This window comes from Bacillus sp. F2HM (genome assembly GCF_019266135.1).
GTDB classification, from domain to species: domain Bacteria; phylum Bacillota; class Bacilli; order Bacillales; family Bacillaceae; genus Bacillus; species Bacillus safensis.
Genome location: NZ_LRMO01000001.1, coordinates 373,928 through 389,916, shown reverse-complemented (window position 1 = coordinate 389,916; position 15,989 = coordinate 373,928). Strand labels below are relative to the sequence as shown.

General features: G+C 40.2%; 15 protein-coding genes, 2 pseudogenes and 1 riboswitch. Of the genes and pseudogenes, 10 read left to right on the top strand and 7 right to left on the bottom strand.

All coding sequences use genetic code 11. From position 1 onward, the window contains the following. The 5 genes and pseudogenes from AWT60_RS01910 to AWT60_RS01900 all read left to right on the top strand — a co-directional run. On the top strand, positions 1–1,437 hold a 1,437-nt coding region (locus AWT60_RS01910), incomplete at its 5' end, for a pre-toxin TG domain-containing protein (protein ID WP_218676808.1). Between the two features lie 20 nt (positions 1,438–1,457). Continuing rightward, entirely contained in the window at positions 1,458–1,784 is a 327-nt protein-coding gene (locus tag AWT60_RS01905) for a hypothetical protein (RefSeq protein WP_061110319.1), read from the top strand. Between the two features lie 131 nt (positions 1,785–1,915). After that, complete coding sequence (locus AWT60_RS18480) at positions 1,916–2,197, top strand: tRNA-Val4 (protein ID WP_229137099.1); 282 nt, start codon at positions 1,916–1,918, stop codon at positions 2,195–2,197. A gap of 227 nt (positions 2,198–2,424) precedes the next feature. After that, positions 2,425–2,733 (top strand): annotated as a pseudogene (locus AWT60_RS18800) (YxiF family protein). Between the two features lie 315 nt (positions 2,734–3,048). After that, positions 3,049–4,242 carry an MFS transporter gene (locus tag AWT60_RS01900; protein ID WP_218676807.1) on the top strand — a complete coding sequence of 398 codons (1,194 nt, stop codon included), beginning with the start codon at positions 3,049–3,051 and terminating at the stop codon, positions 4,240–4,242. Between the two features lie 41 nt (positions 4,243–4,283). Here AWT60_RS01900 and AWT60_RS01895 read toward each other — a convergent pair whose 3' ends face one another. From AWT60_RS01895 to AWT60_RS01885, 3 genes are all read right to left on the bottom strand, one after another. Beyond that, complete coding sequence (locus tag AWT60_RS01895) at positions 4,284–5,186, bottom strand: quinate/shikimate dehydrogenase (RefSeq protein WP_218676806.1); 903 nt, start codon at positions 5,184–5,186, stop codon at positions 4,284–4,286. 18 nt (positions 5,187–5,204) lie between these two features. Further along, entirely contained in the window at positions 5,205–6,386 is a 1,182-nt protein-coding gene (locus AWT60_RS01890) for an MFS transporter (protein WP_218676805.1), read from the bottom strand. Positions 6,387–6,829: 443 nt separating this feature from the next. Beyond that, positions 6,830–7,852: a LacI family DNA-binding transcriptional regulator gene (locus AWT60_RS01885; RefSeq protein ID WP_056765236.1), complete on the bottom strand. Its 1,023-nt coding sequence runs from the start codon at positions 7,850–7,852 to the stop codon at positions 6,830–6,832. A gap of 265 nt (positions 7,853–8,117) precedes the next feature. Next, positions 8,118–8,197: riboswitch (glycine riboswitch) on the top strand. Between the two features lie 163 nt (positions 8,198–8,360). Here AWT60_RS01885 and AWT60_RS01880 point away from each other — a divergent pair. Then, the gene (locus AWT60_RS01880; protein WP_218676804.1) at positions 8,361–9,707 is read left to right on the top strand and encodes an amino acid permease; all 1,347 of its coding nucleotides are present in this window, start codon (positions 8,361–8,363) and stop codon (positions 9,705–9,707) included. Between the two features lie 47 nt (positions 9,708–9,754). On the opposite strand, the gene AWT60_RS01875 is transcribed toward AWT60_RS01880, so the two are convergent. Beyond that, the gene (locus AWT60_RS01875) at positions 9,755–10,435 is read right to left on the bottom strand and encodes a DUF3169 family protein (RefSeq protein WP_041087434.1); all 681 of its coding nucleotides are present in this window, start codon (positions 10,433–10,435) and stop codon (positions 9,755–9,757) included. Beyond that, the gene (locus tag AWT60_RS01870; protein ID WP_003215336.1) at positions 10,432–10,638 is read right to left on the bottom strand and encodes a helix-turn-helix transcriptional regulator; all 207 of its coding nucleotides are present in this window, start codon (positions 10,636–10,638) and stop codon (positions 10,432–10,434) included. Before AWT60_RS01870 ends, AWT60_RS01875 begins: the two co-directional genes overlap by 4 nt. A gap of 171 nt (positions 10,639–10,809) precedes the next feature. Between AWT60_RS01870 and AWT60_RS01865 the strand changes: the two genes are divergently transcribed. After that, positions 10,810–11,433 (top strand): NUDIX hydrolase, encoded by a 624-nt coding sequence (locus tag AWT60_RS01865; protein ID WP_041088583.1) that lies wholly within the window; start codon positions 10,810–10,812, stop codon positions 11,431–11,433. Between the two features lie 11 nt (positions 11,434–11,444). On the opposite strand, the pseudogene AWT60_RS01860 reads toward AWT60_RS01865, so the two are convergent. Then, positions 11,445–11,922: pseudogene (locus tag AWT60_RS01860) on the bottom strand (DUF4188 domain-containing protein). Between the two features lie 4 nt (positions 11,923–11,926). Further along, positions 11,927–12,169 (bottom strand): virulence activator alpha C-terminal domain-containing protein, encoded by a 243-nt coding sequence (locus AWT60_RS01855; RefSeq protein WP_256928158.1) that lies wholly within the window; start codon positions 12,167–12,169, stop codon positions 11,927–11,929. Between the two features lie 20 nt (positions 12,170–12,189). Between AWT60_RS01855 and AWT60_RS01850 the strand changes: the two genes are divergently transcribed. The 3 genes from AWT60_RS01850 (at position 12,190) to AWT60_RS01840 (ending at position 15,960) form a co-directional block, all read left to right on the top strand. Beyond that, entirely contained in the window at positions 12,190–12,348 is a 159-nt protein-coding gene (locus AWT60_RS01850; RefSeq protein ID WP_175297146.1) for a hypothetical protein, read from the top strand. Positions 12,349–12,629: 281 nt separating this feature from the next. Further along, a complete protein-coding gene (locus AWT60_RS01845; RefSeq protein WP_218676803.1) occupies positions 12,630–14,489 on the top strand; it encodes a beta-glucoside-specific PTS transporter subunit IIABC in 1,860 nt (619 codons plus the stop codon). A 4-nt stretch (positions 14,490–14,493) separates the two neighbouring features. Next, positions 14,494–15,960, top strand: coding sequence for a glycoside hydrolase family 1 protein (locus AWT60_RS01840; protein WP_218676802.1), 1,467 nt, complete (start codon positions 14,494–14,496; stop codon positions 15,958–15,960). The last annotated feature ends 29 nt before the right edge of the window (positions 15,961–15,989 follow it).

Sequence of the window (15,989 nt, the reverse complement as noted above, 5' to 3'; positions counted from 1 at the left end):
GTAGAAGAACACTTTTTAGATAACGCAGTACATATGGGCATCAAGAATGCCAAAAGCATTGTGAAGGATCAAAAAAAGGCACTCAAAACCATTTTTCAAGACATTGATGACCTCATTTCTCTAGAGGTATTTGATAGTCAAACCTTTGATGAAAAAATAGAGGATGCGGAAGATGAACGAAAAAAGACGGTCAAAGATCTGAGAGAGCTTGATCAAAATTTAAAAGATGAATATGCTTTGTCAGAGACGGAGCAGCAAGCTACAATGGCATTGTATGCTGAAATGATGAATGCGACAAATGACGGAAAAGCGATTTCGCCTATGAATTTTGACAAGAAAGCGTATCAAAATAGCGACATCTACAAGGCAAAAAGCGATATTGAGAAGCAAACTTCTGAATATCTGAAAATCAAAAAAGAACAAGAAGAAGCCCGCGAGATCGCAAAGGAACAAGAAGCGCTCGCCAACCGTCCTTGGTATGAAAAAGCACTCGATTATGGTGGAAACATCGTGAATGAACTGACAGGTGTGAACGATGCAAAACGTGCCGCAACGGGCATTGATCCAATCACAGGCGAGGAACTCACCGCAGGACAGCGAGTCGCCGCAGGAGGCATGGCAGCAGCAGGCTACATCCCAATCGTCGGCTGGGCAGGACGCATTTTCAAAGGCGGAAAGGCTGTCTATAAAACGACTCAAGCCACATCAGCCGCAGTCAGAGCAGTCGACATCTACAAGACATCTCAAAAATCCTTTGACGCCTTAAAAACATCTCAAAAAGGACTATATGGCCTCACCGCCACCAACGGATTCAGCGAAGCGATTACAGGCCGAGACATGTTTGGAAATAAGATCTCCAAAGAACAGCAGGAAGCGAGTATGAACGCGGCGCTTGGAATGTTTTTGCCGTTTGGTAAAAAGAGCATCAATGGTAGTCTGAGGATCGGTGAAAAAAAAGTTGCTGAGAAAATTATAGCAGAAAGAACCAAGGGATTAGATTTAAGGAAGCACCCTATACAAAGAAAGCAGTTAAGTGCTAAGAAGATGAAAGAGCTGAAAGACAAATTTGAGAATAGGACGATTACGAAATTAGAATATGAAAATTATAAATGGAATAAAAAGTTTGCCAAACATAGAAACACTGGTGTGAATGAGTTTTGGTATCAGGAACGTCAAAGGATTTTGAATAAAGAGGATCCAACCAGAAACTGGGATAAACAGCAATTAAGTGATATTCTAAATGGTAAGAAGCCTAAAGTAGATGGAAAAACTGTGCAAGGTCACCATTCTTACAGTGCATCACAATATCCACATTTAGCGAACAAAGGTGAAATTATATATCCAGCTACACCAAATGAACATTTTAATGGTTGGCATGGAGGTAATTGGAAGAATAGTCTGCCTGGAGAAAGAATTAAACCTATTGACGATTTCTAATCTTATGGAGGAGAAACTAAATGCCTAAAATGAAAATGCGAATAGAGAAAGATGATGATCAAATCAAATATATCTCGATTCTAAGAAAACATACAGATAAAAGTATTTCTGAAATAAAAGAAGCAATAAATAAAAATGATTTTATTTTATCTTATAATTTATTAGATATTGATGAATTGAAAGAGATGAAAAATATTATCAGTTTACTAGAAAAAGCTGGAGCTAAAATGCATATTTATGAAGATAGTCGAGAGGTTAGTGTTGAATTTTTAGATAATCTTATTGAATCTTATTTAGATACAGAAAAGTATCTAGAAGAAGTTGATGAGCAAATAAATGAAGATTAAATTTTGTGGCTTTGAAACAGATGACGAGTTGGACTGTATAAATTATTCACTATAAACCTTTAATATGAAGGTGATTAACTTATATGAAGTATTCATATGAATTTAAGTAAGATCAATTTGGTAACTTAGCAATAATACTTCCAGAAGAAATAAGTATTTTCGCAGATTTTATACAAGATATTTCAACAGTAGAAGAAGAGTATATAGGATATATTCAAAATGTTATAGATGGAGAATACGAAAACTTTGAAATTACATTGAATACTACAAGTGTCATTATCAAAAAAAATGAAACAATAGTTGAACACAATTATAGGATTGAAGAACCTCTTGAAAATAAAATGGAAACGAAGGAATTCATAGAGCTGTTGTTGATTTGGAAAGGGAAAATACCAGAAATATTTGAAGATTAAATATAGATTAAATATTATTATTGACGAGTAGAAACATAATGATTCAGGCACTTGATTAGTCCTTCAGGCTACAAGTGCTTTTGTTTAATTAGAAATCTGAAGATGTTTGAATACAAAAAGTAAGTTAACCCTAAAATGGTGATTTCTATGAATAACAACAGAAAATCAAAAATCAAAACCTTAAAAAGAAAAAGCAGAAGAAAACACTTAATAACGAATTAAGCGATATGACACTTCCAGAACACCCCTTTTTAGACATCGAAGAAAATCAATTATTTTGTCAGAAGGTGTTTGCTTTCCTTCAATCGAGAGAACATAAAATCCAAATACATGGAGAACACTATCGAGAGCATGAAATTGCAGCACTTTAATTGAATGTGAAAAAAGCCTTTATTCATTTAAATCGCCTACTTGAGCAAACAAAATTTTTAAGTGGGTATGGGGATTTTATTTTAGTGGCAGAGGATTTCCGTTTTGGATTATGCATCGAGAGAACGGAATATTTTTATGATCTAAGTATTTGGGGGCTGCGATGAACAGAATTGAGACATCATTTAAGGAGTGGCAGTTAACCACTCCTTTTTTTATCGATGGTGTCATACGCTTGATCAATGAATTCCCTTCAAATTTAAGCAATTCACTATCTTTACCTTTCGCATTCGTATAAAATAAGAGCAGTGAAAAATTGAAGAAATGCTTGATACATGAAGGGCGTGTAAGCTGTGAGCTGCATGACATGATGAGATGTATGAACGTGAAGGCTGCAAAGCTGTTCTTCCTCACATATGAGATCTTGTAAGCGTAACCATTATTTGTCACTTCATTGCGATGGTGTTGAGGGGTGTGTCAGGATGAGGAATCCGTATGTGAGAACGGCTTCTAGTCTGTATATTAATTATTTTTTATTAGGTATGGTCAATATTATTTTGGCTTCAAATATGCCATTTTTAATCAAACAATTAGATACCAATAGTGCGGGAATTAGTTATATGATTTCAGCGCTTGGCATTGGCAGGGTGCTCACGTATGGTTTATCAGGCGTACTGTCAGATCGTTTTGGGCGAAAACCGGTCATTTTGGTTTCTGGTGTGCTGATGGCGGTGTTCCTCATCGGAATCCCATTGTCTCCGAATTATCAAATCGCGTTTGCGTTTGCGATTTTGGCAGGGGTCGCGAATTCGGCAATGGATGCAGGAACGTATCCTGCGTTAATGGAGGCGTTTCCGCAAAACTCGGGATCTGCGAATGTGATGGTGAAGGCCTTTATCTCCATTGGGGCAACCATTTTGCCACTGGCGATTTACTTTTTAGCAGAGCATGATTTGTTTTATGGAATGGCATTTTTTGTTCCTGCTCTGATCTATCTTGTGAATGTTTTGATGCTGTGGACCTTGCCATTTCCGAATCATCGCAAGGTGGAGCAAGTCCAGGTAACGGAGTATGACGGACTTCCGCGCTTCTCGACAGAGCCTACATTTTGGAGGGAAGGGATCGCACTCATTGTGATCAGCTTTACGTCAAATGGACTGTATGCGTTGCCGCAAATTTGGCTTCCTACGTACGGTGAGGCCATCTTGGGGATGGCATCGGGCAGTGCAGTAAAACTGCTCAGTTACTATAGCATGGGCGGGCTGCTGTCTGTCGTGATGCTCGCGTTTCTGCTGCGCCGTTTTGTCCGTCCGGTCACTGTACTGCTGATCTACCCAATCATTACACTTGTTTCCATTTGTGTGCTCTTGGTCGTGAAATCACCAGTTATAGGAACCGTCAATGCGTTTGTATTGGGATTTTCAACGGCAGGAGTTTTTCAGCTGACGTTAACTGTGATGGCTGAATTCTTCTGGAAAAACAAAGGGACGATGACAGGGATTATCTCTACAGCGGGCGGCGTGTCGGCTATCGTCATCCCGGTCGTAACAGGTTTAATTCAGAGTCACGCGTCCATTTTACAAATCTTTATGTTCGATGCAGTGGTGGCTGTTGCGGCCATTATCGGCGCACTATATATCCTGTATCGATACCGTCAAGTTATGGTACATGATTAAAAAAAGACGACCTCCGCTTAGGAAGTCGTCTTTCTTTTATTTTAGAAACGGTCATTTTCAAAAAGAATTTGTTTTACTTGATCAACTGGCATATCTTCACCAGTAAAGAGTTTGTAAGCAAGTGCACCTTGCCATAACATCATTCCAAGACCGTTAATGGTTTTGGCGCCAACTTCCTGTGCTTGCGCAAGAAGCTTTGTTTTTTGCGGGTTGTATACGACATCTGTCACGATCAAATCTTCACGAAGTACATCAAGTGTATCATCGATAATGCTGAGTTGATCCAGTGGTTTCATGCCAAGACTTGTCCCATTTGCCAGGATCGCACTTTCTGCTACTTCACGGCGGAATGCGTCTTTGTCTTCAAGTGGGAAAATGTTTGCTTTGACACCGAAGGATTTCATTTCGTTGTTGATGTAATTTACATTTTCTTCTGCTTGAACAAAGTATTGATCATTACGAGCAAAAATGCTAATTTCACGAATGCCGGACTGTGCAAGCTGAATCGCAATCGGAGTCGCAGCGCCGCCAGAGCCAACAAGTGTAACTTTCTTGCCGGCTAATTCAACGCCATGTTCAATCAAGTTTCTTACATATCCAAGACCATCTGTGTTGTAGCCGATGAGCTTACCATCCTTGTTCACTACAGTGTTACTAGCACGTGTATATCTTGCAGAATCATCTAGTTCGTCTAAGTAATCCAGTACTTTCATTTTGTTCGGCATAGAGACGTTAAATCCAGCTGCACCCATTGCTTTCATACCATTTACGGCTGCTTCTAGTTCATCATTCCCTACTTCAAATGCAAGGTAAGCATAGTTGATACCTGTTAGTGTATAGCCAAGGTTATGCATACGTGGTGAAAGGCTGTGCCCGATTGGTGTAGCAAGAAGGCCGACTAAATTTGTTTTCCCATCAATATTTCGTTCATGTATGTTTGTCATGATTGACATCTCCTTTAATTATCTAAATAATTTTTTCATGCGTCCAAGAACAAAGACCGCTAGTAATACGCTAATAACTGCGATGATCATATCGAAAAATAACGTCATTTTAATATCGTACGAGCTGACCAATCCACTTGTAATGAGCGGCACGAGAATAAACGCTGAGCTTGCCGCAATGTTGACGTAGGATGAAGCCGTTGCTTTGTTTGTCGGGAACAATTTCATCATAATACTCATCGCCAGCTGGAAGATTCCCGCTGTAAATAGTCCTAAGAAGAAGGTGCTGACAATGACAATGCTGTACGTTTCGATTTGGAAAAGTGAAAGCATTGCAAGGAACGCCCCAATTGGATAAATGATCGCGACCATAATCGGTGAAATGAATTTATCTAAGACGATCGAAAGCAATAGAACAGATACCAGTGCACCAATACTAAAATAAGATAGAAGCTGTGTGGCTTGTTCTGTGCCAAGTCCGATTAGTTTTAACCCGAGCTGCGGAAGCCATGTCTGCCATACGACAAACAATGCAGTCGATGTGAATCCCATCAGTACAACAGCTAAACCTTCGCCAAGCATTTTTGGTTCTTCCTTCAGCTGGTCCTGTACTGGAAGAGCCTCTTGTGAAGAAACTTGCTTATGGTTCGGGAATGGCATAAAGATTAAGTAAATTCCTACAAGTAAATAAAGAAGCCCTAGTCCAAAGAATGCCCAGCCCCAGAAGATATCATGTGCCACTAGGAACGCCAAGATAAATGGAAGAACAGTCGCCCCAATGGATACAGACGCTTTCACTAAAACAGAAGCCGAACTTGCTTTTTTCGGAAATGACTCTGTCAAAGCAGGATAGGTTCCTGAATCAAGCAGTGAGTTGGCAATCCCTGCTGAGATCGCAAAGATAAATGCCAGTGTATAACTTGTTGTCGTTGGAATACCGATTAAGAATAATAAGTAAAGAAAATTACCTGTAATAATGACAGGCTTACGTCCCCAGCTGTCGGCTAACCGGCCTGAGAAAAAGAGCGCAATAAGTTTACCAATTCCGATCGCCGATACAAGCAAGCTGATTTTCGGAATATCTACATGGTAGCGTTCAGATAAGCTGTCCATGTTGGAAGCTACAATAATATTGATCATGCCAAGCATGAAGTAGTTTAAATACATGCCAAGTGACGATTTTATATAAGGATTTTTCATGTTCCCACTCCTATATTTGAAACCCCATTTAAGGTCAAATTCTTTGTATACCCTTTGTTATTGTTTCCTTCAAAATGAATAATATGAAGCCCATCACAACACCCCTTATGTGATTGATGAAAAAATAATGAATATTCATCTGTTCTTCAATCAAGTACATCGTTCTACTAAAATGCAAAAAATAATAACACCCTTGATTAGAAAGTGAAACTTCATGATTTGATCAGAATCATAAAAAATCACTTTCAACTGTTTTTTGATAGAAATAAAGATATGACGAAACAGGTATAACGATATACTAAAAGAAGCAACGAGATAAATATACTCCTGCATTTTAAATGTGTCAAGTTTATGACTTTGTGATTTAAAAAAAGAAAAATGAAACAAAGAAATAGTTGACTTGATCAATAAAAAAAGAGAATTGCTGCACGCAATTCTCTTTTTTATGATGAGGTAGAGGTTTCTCTAATATGAAGTTGAGGCTTTAAAATCAATCGCTGCAGCTCTTCATCCTGCTCGTTCATTTTATGATATAAAAGGTTCGCTGCTTTTACCCCGATGGATCGGGGGAAGGAGGATACAGTAGTGAGCGGCGGATGATACATTTCCGCTTCAGGAACATTATCGAATCCAACGACATCGATATCTTCACCAGGCTGGATGCCCCGTGCTGACAGTGCTTGAATGACCCCAAAAGCGAATAAGTCACTAAAACAAAAAATAGCAGTAGGGGGCTCAGGCTGATCCATCACTTGGGCAAGTGCTTCTTTCCCGCCTTCACGAGTAGGTTCTATATCAATAATAAGAGAATCATCAATCGTCACATTTTCTTCGTCATGAGCTCTTTTGAAACCTTTCATCCGCTCAATCCAAGTCGAAGAAGTCTTGATGCCGCCTAAAAAAGCGATGCGGCGATGCCCCTTTTGAAGAAGATGATGAACCGCCATCCAAGTACCTTGTTCATAATCAACACCGACATAGTCACATTGCACATCTGATAATTCACGATTTGCCAGTACTTTTGGGGTGCGAATTTGATTTAATTGTTTGACCGTTCGAGCAGAGCTTTTCGAAGCTGGGTTTAAAATAATCCCGCCCACTCGGTGCTCTACCATGGTGGAAATGAGCCGCTCCTGTTTATCCACACTGTCAAAGGTTGTACCAAGTAAAACAGTATAGCCCAGTGATTCAAGCGTGGTCTGTACGCCAATTAAAAACTCCGAAATAAAGGTGTTAGAAATATCCGTCACAATCACACCAACGATATTTGAGCTTTTTGACCGCATGTTGGCAGCAACGCGGTCGTATACGTATCCTAAGTCCTCCATGGATTGCAGTACTTTGTTTCGAGTGGCTTCAGAGATTCTAGGATTATTTCGAACAACGAGTGATGCCGTTGAAGTCGAGACACCGGCATGCTTGGCGACTTCCTGTAATGTGACACGCTGTTTGTTCATTTTTTTCATTTATCTTCACCAACTTCAATGGATTGCCTAACTTTGTTCATCATCAAGAGGGATTTCTCTATCAGACGAGCCGAACATCTTTTGATTTATTATACATGAATCAGGGGGGATTGATGAAGTGAAGACATATGAGTAACGCCGTAAATCCATAAAAGATTACCATTGACAGCTTTCAGATTGAGGCGTAAAATATGAAATTATTCAGAAATAGCAACATTTTAATTAAATAACGAAGGCTATGAATGCTGTGGGTCACACTATAGCAGGAGCAGCTTCTGGAGAGACCGCATGTATGTGCGGCGCCGAAGGGTTCACAATCTCAGGCAAAAGGACAGAAGAGTACGAAATATTGTATTTGTGATGCATGGATGATGCCGTGTATGACTTTTCTCTATTTTGCTATTCTTTTATGACCGTGAGATTGGAGCGCATCCAATCTCTTTTTTTATGGACTTTTTAAAGGGTTCATTATTTCAGGATAAGATCGTGTCGTAGGAGGGTGTTAGCATTGGCACAACAAGAATTAAAACGAGATTTATCAAACCGTCATGTGCAATTGATTGCCATTGGCGGAACCATTGGAACAGGGCTGTTTTTAGGCTCTGGAAAAGCTATTCAATTGGCAGGTCCCTCAATCATTTTTGCTTATTTAATTGTCGGGATGGCCATCTTTTTTGTCATGAGGGCACTTGGAGAATTGCTTTTATCGAAGGCGGGCTATCAGTCATTAACCGATATTGCGGAGGACTATCTCGGCCCGTGGGCATCCTTTGTAACAGGGTGGACGTATTGGTTTTGCTGGATTATGACAGCGATGGCGGATGTCATTGCGGTCGGGGTGTATGTGCAGTATTGGTTTGACATCCCGCAGTGGATTCCTGCCATCATTTGTTTGTTGATTTTACTAGGATTTAATTTGTTAACAGTGAAGCTTTTTGGAGAAATGGAATTTTGGTTTGCACTCATTAAAGTGATTACGATTCTATTATTGATCGGTGTTGGAATTGTTCTTTTAATCATTGGTTTTCAAACAGATGCCGGACCGGTGACAGTAACGAATTTATGGTCTCATGGTGGGTTTTTCCCGAATGGTGTCACAGGCTTCTTGCTGTCATTCCAGATGGTGATTTTTGCGTATGTGGGAGTTGAACTGGTTGGTGTATCCGCAGCAGAAACAGCCAATCCGCAAAAAAACATCCCCTCTGCGATTAATAAGATTCCATTAAGAATTCTATTTTTCTATGTAGGTGCGATCTTTGTTTTACTATGTATCAACCCATGGACTGAGCTCAGTGCATCAGAAAGTCCTTTTGTGAAAACCTTTGGACTCATTGGGATACCAGTAGCAGCGGGGCTTATCAATTTTGTTGTGTTGACGTCTGCGGCATCAGCTTGTAATAGCGGCATGTTCTCGACAAGCCGTATTCTGTATAATCTCAGTCATCAAAAGCAGGGGCCAGCTTCCTTTGGACGTTTGAACAAGCACGCTGTCCCTAGTAATGCGCTATTCGTTTCAACGATTGTAGTATCGGTCGGTGCTCTTTTAAGCAAGCTGATTCCAGAACAAGCCTTTGGGATTGTTACCACGATCAGTGCCATTTGTTTCATTTGGGTATGGAGTATTATTTTAATTTGTCATTTGAAATATAAAAAAACACGGCCTGAACTGCATGCAGCATCTACCTTTAAAGCACCGTTCACACCTTTTGTGAATGTTTGCGTTCTTGCGCTCTTTGCTGCCATTCTCGTGATCATGCTCTTCGCAGATGCAACACGTCCAGCGCTGCTATTGACACCGGTATGGTTTGGTTTCTTATTTTTGATTTATGCACGAAAGAAACGCCGTGCATCGTAACGTACGGAAAAAGCACAGCCTTTTGACAGAGCTGTGCTTTTTATCATTTAACGATTTCTAATCCTCAACACATAATTTGCATTCAAAATGATCAAAACAACCCCAATGACCACGATCGAGAAGAGTTGAGAGTGATTGGCTCCGAGGGAATACACAATCAAAATAAACATGGCACTGGTCAATAGGATATTCATCATTTGATACGTGTGAAACAGTCCGCCAAGCATGACATGCTTTTCCCCTTCGTCTGAAATGGCGAGCAGCTTTTTACTATAGTCTTTGTCGGACGGATTTGGCAGATTGCGATTAGGATAGACAAGTTTGAGGACGGATATCGCTGCATAAGAACTGATAATGGTGACGATAAATAAAGCAGCATTCACCAGAATCAACCAGAGTGGCTGCTCGGTGACGATGGTTATACCGATGGCAATAATGGACAAAATCGTACTCACCGTATTGGCTAATGTCGAATCAGTAAAGGTCCGATATTGCTTTGCCTCCAGTTCATCTTCCTCATCTCCAGAGACCGAAAGAGACACTCTTTTTTTCATACGTGAAATCCCTGAAAAACAATAAATAATCAATAAAATCGTCAATCCACTGATGACAAGAGTTGCTTCAAATGCAATATCAAGAAGTGTCATCTCAAATTCGGCTGCCAGCAGACAGTAAGCACCGAGAAAGCCAAGGAGAGCACCTAAGAGCATTTTGTATACAGTTTTCATGATAGTTCATCCTCCTCGAATAGAAAAATACGTTCAATGGGTTCCTGAAAAATTCGTGAAAGCTTAACAGCGAGCAAGAGAGACGGCATTAATTCATCTCGTTCCATTAAGCTGATGGTTTGACGAGAGACCTTTGCACGCTTTGCAAGCTCAGTTTGGTTTAAACCATCACGCGCACGAAGCTCTTTTAACCGATTTTTCATTCTGTCACCTCAAGTTTTGATTGAAATCTTTCCTTGATTGTAAAGCATTATATTCATTTTGACAAGTAAAGTTGTCAAAATGATAAAAATAATTGTCAGAAAGATCATCTTTATTCAAAAGGTGAACCATGATACGCTAAAGGAAAGAGAAACAGAAAACAGGTGATGGCCGTGTTCATTGATCAATTAAAAAATGACTTACATCAATCACAACCGTTGTTCATTGGAGAAGAGACAGCGTTCAAAGCAGCAGTCCTTATCCCTTTAGTACAAGTAAATGGAGAATGGCATATATTATTTGAGGTACGATCACTGTCGATGAGAAAACAGCCGGGGGATATTAGCTTTCCTGGGGGCAAGCTCGACGGCAGCGAAACAGCACAGGAAGCTGCACTGCGAGAAACACATGAAGAGCTGGGCATCCCGCCAGAATCGGTCGAAATCCTTGGACAGCTCAGTCCTTATATCGCTTCTCCATCCTTTGTCGTATACCCATATGTCGGTATCATTGATGAGCAAAAAGTGAAACACTCCTATAATCAAGAAGAAGTAGAAGAAACCTTTACCGTGCCTCTATCATGGCTCAGCCAATATGAGCCGTACCTACATCATGTATCCGTTCAGCCAACACCAGGAGAGGACTTCCCTTATGAAAAAATCATGAATGGTGAAAAATACAGCTGGGGGAGCCGTTCGATTGAGGAATGGTTTTATGATTACGAAAACTACACCATATGGGGATTAACAGCCCGCATATTAAAGCATTTTGTGACCGTTGCAAAAGGAAATTCCTAGAGAATCGTTCTCTAGGAATTTGTTGTATTCAGACGTTCCTTCGCTGTTTGTTTTTCTTTACCAATTGGAATAGGCGCTCTCGCTTGGCTCAGTCCGTAGGAAGGCATGTTCACGTAGACGGATTCATACGAGCCGGCTTGAATTTGGTATGTGATAAATGCCGACTGCATCATTATTTCGTGCCATTTGGTTAAATCTTTTCCAAGCAGCCAAATGCTTCTCCATCTTGGCATAGGCAAGGAGGTCATCTGTTGATTTCCAATATTGAATCATTGCTGTCGTACGTAATCCAAAGTAATTTTCTGTCCCAAGAAGACCTAGCTCCTCTTGATGGGTATACAGCTCCTTGATCATGCCAGGCATCGCCATGAACACAGGCATCCATTGATGAATGGCCCAGCGTTTGTTGATTCTCATTCCGATAATGAACACAACAATCGAATCAGAATTGTCCGTTGTAAATCTGCCAGCACGTATGTCTTTTTTCATTCATTTATCCTTCCTTCTTCATCGAATGGAATGTCTCCACGCACCAATCAATTCCAGCTTGAGCCACTCTTTTCCCATAATCTAAAGTAAACAGCCAATACTTCGCATCCGCTTCATCTAGGTAAAGCTCTTGAATGTTTTGTTCAATCGCAACATATGTCTCATAACGAATACGGAGCTGCCTCTCATAATCCTGTAAAAGCGCTAGTTTCTCCTCAAACGAAAGATATTGACCGAGATGCAACATCAATTAAATGTTCTTTTAAAATGGCAGGCGGTACAATAGAATTTAAAGCTATCACGAAAGAGGAATATCAAGAACAAACGGAAGCATTCAAAAAGCAGGCTGAAGAAAAAATAGATGATGATAACCAGATGGGTCATTTTAAATTTATCTGTTTTTTAAACGAAAATTGTTTTTGGTGATGACAAAAGGAAATTTTTTGTATAGAAAAGTGGGAGGTTACTTCAACTATGAAAGAAGAGCAATTTAGGTATATAGACCTTTATAATTTTTAGAAAAATAAATGTTGACGCTTTCATATAATACATATATACTAAAAACAAATCCAATATGAATAAATTAGACATGTGACTGGTCATGCAGGCAGGATCTAAAAACGATGAATTTTTCTTTTATTTGTCGTTTTAGGTCCTTTTTTTATTGCCGAAATATAGGTCTCGTGTATGAGAAAAGGGGGAGAAAAATGAATTACACACAAGTTGCCAAAGACGTTTTACAGCATGTAGGTGGCAAAGAAAACATTGCGCACCTTGAGCATTGTTCAACAAGACTTCGCTTCACACTAATTGATCAGAAAAAAGCAGATGTACCAGCACTGGAAAAAACACCGGGTGTCATAGCTGTTAGAATGACAGGACAATGCCAAGTAGTCATTGGGAATGATGTCATTGAGGTGTATCAAAAGGTAACAAGTTTAATAGGCAGCAGCTCATCAAGCCAAGACGTGCCATCCAATCAGCCAAAAGAAAAAAGAAAAGCAGGCACAGTTCTGTTAGATTTCATTGTCGGTGTCTTCCAGCCGCTTGTACCAGCTATCGCAGGCGGAGGAATTTTAAAATCATTTCTTCTCCTTTTCTCTTTATTAGGCTGGATGGATGCAAAGGGACAAACCTATCAAATACTGAACATGGTAGGTGACGCACCACTTTACTTTCTGCCTTTACTAGTTGCTGTAACGACGGCGAATAAACTAAAAGTAAATCCACTGGTCGCACTATCAGCAGTCGGTGCGCTTCTTCTGCCGAACATGACGGCGATGCTTACAGAAGGTGCACAATTACTCTCATTCGATGTAAAAAATATAGCTTATGCGTATCAAGTGTTTCCGGCAATCCTTTCTGTATTGCTTTACGCGCAAATGGAAAAATTCTTTACACGGTTTTCACCAAAACCAATTCGGATTTTCTTCGTTCCGATGATGTCATTGGTCATTACTGTACCAGTTACGCTACTTCTGTTAGGACCGATTGGTTTTACAGCGGGGCAAGGTTTTTCATCTATTATTCTTGCGATGTTTAATACGGTAGGCTGGGTAGCTGTCGCCATTTTAGCAGCGGTCCTCCCATTCATGGTTGCATCGGGCATGCATAAAGCAATGGTTCCTTATGCAGTCACAACGATGGGAACCCTTGGGAAAGAAGCACTTTACTTACCGGCATCACTTGCGCATAATATTGCGGAAAGTGGAGCGTGTTTCGCTGTGGCACTTCGAACAAAAGACAAGGTACTTAGATCAACAGCCATTTCGGCAGGGATATCAGCCTTTTTTGGCATCACAGAGCCAGCGCTGTATGGTGTGACACTGCAAAATAAGCGAGTTCTAGGAAGTGTCATGATTGGTTCGTTTGTTGGCGGAATTTTCATTGGATTAGTTGGTATACAAGCCTTTGTGCTTGTTGGTCCTGGTTTAGCAAGCATGTCGATGTTTATATCAGATGAGCTCCCGCGAAATCTGATGTTTGCTATCATTGGAGCAGTGATTTCGTTTATTGTCGCCTTTATCGCTGCTTTTGTATTAGGTAAAGATCGAACAATAGAAGAAAAGACAAAGGACCAAGCTGGGTTTGCTGAAAAAATTGGAGCAGGAGAAACATTCAAGAGCCCTGTGATTGGCCAAATGATCTCTCTATCCGAAGTGAAAGATGATATTTTCTCTTCAAAGGTCATGGGAGAAGGAATTGCCATTGTACCTTCAAAAGGAGCACTTTATGCACCTGTAGATGGAGAGGTAACCTTGCTGTTCGAAACAAACCATGCACTTGGTATGAAAACGGACCATGGAGTTGAAGTATTATTCCACATCGGCATTGACACCGTTCAGTTGGAAGGGCAGTATTTCCATCCAAAAGTACAGGCTGGAGATCGTGTTCAAGCGGGTGATTTATTGATTGAATTTGATCTAGAAAAAATCATGGAAGCAGGATATGATCCAGTAACACTTGCTGTAGTCACAAATACAGATCAATATGATATTAAGGTACAGCCATTACAAGAGGTCAATCGTCAAGATACATTGATGGTTGTTACACAATTAGGAGGCTAATCATATGACAGAAATCAAAGGTTTTCCAAAAGGATTTTTATGGGGCGGCGCTATTGCTGCTAACCAGGCAGAAGGCGCCTGGAATATAGATGGAAAGGGACCGTCTGTTGCAGATATTGCAATGTACCGTTCCAACTTGAGTGTAGAAGATTATGAAGGTCATCTTGCTGTTACCACTGAAAATATAGATCGTGCGATGAAAGATCCAGACGATAAAAAATACCCAAAACGCAGAGGGGTCGATTTTTATCATCACTATAAAGAGGATTTGGCTCTTTTTGCTGAAATGGGATTTCAAACACTTCGAATTTCTATTGCATGGAGTCGTATCTTCCCTACTGGAGAAGAAGCGGAACCAAATGAAAAAGGGCTGCAATTTTATGATCGTGTCTTTGCAGAAATGAAAAAACACAACATAGAACCGATCGTGACTCTCTCTCATTATGAAATGCCTTTAGCCCTTAGTGTGAAATATAACGGCTGGGTTGAAAGAAAAGTAATCGACCTCTTTGTGAAATTCGCCAATGTTTGTTTCGAACGTTATAAAGATGATGTGAAATATTGGCTTACCTTTAATGAAATTGATAGTATTCACCGCCACTCTTTCATTACAGCGGGAATTATCCCTGATCGCTGCCCAGAAGGAAAAGTAGAAGAGACGGTGTACCAAGCACTTCATCATCAATTTGTCGCATCTGCTCTCGTAACAGCAGATTGCCATCGTATCATCCCAGGCAGCCAGGTAGGATGTATGCTGACAAAATTGACAACGTATCCGCATACGTGCCACCCGAATGATGTAGAACAAGCTTTGAAACAAAACTTAGAAAACTATTTCTATGCAGATGTGCAGGTGTTTGGTGAGTATCCGCCGCTGATCAAGCGCATGCTTGAGAGAAAAGATATTCATATTCAAATGGAAGCAGATGACGTTACCATTTTAAAAGAAAACACAGTAGATTTTATCTCATTTAGCTACTATATGTCTTTAACGGAATCAGCCCAAGATGGATTAGAAGAGACAGAAGGGAATACCATTCGTGGAGTCAAAAACCCTTATCTTCCTTCAACGGAATGGGGCTGGCAAATTGATCCGGTTGGTCTGAAAATTTCTTTGATCGAACTGTATGATCGCTATCAAAAACCTCTTATCATTGTCGAGAACGGCATGGGTGCAAAGGATGTAGTTGAAAGTGATGGCTCAATCCATGACGACTATCGTATTAACTATTTCAAAGAGCATTTCCGTCAAATGAGAGAAGCCATTGAAGAAGGCGTCGATCTCTTTGGATATACGAGCTGGGGCTCTATTGATATTATTAGTGCAGGTACATCGCAAATGTCAAAACGTTACGGCTTCATTCACGTAGATCAAGATGATGACGGGAACGGGACATTAAAACGATCTCGAAAAGATTCATTTTATTGGTACCAAAAAGTCATTGAGACAAATGGTGAATCGCTTGATTGAACACCACAATCATGAAAACAGGTGATGAC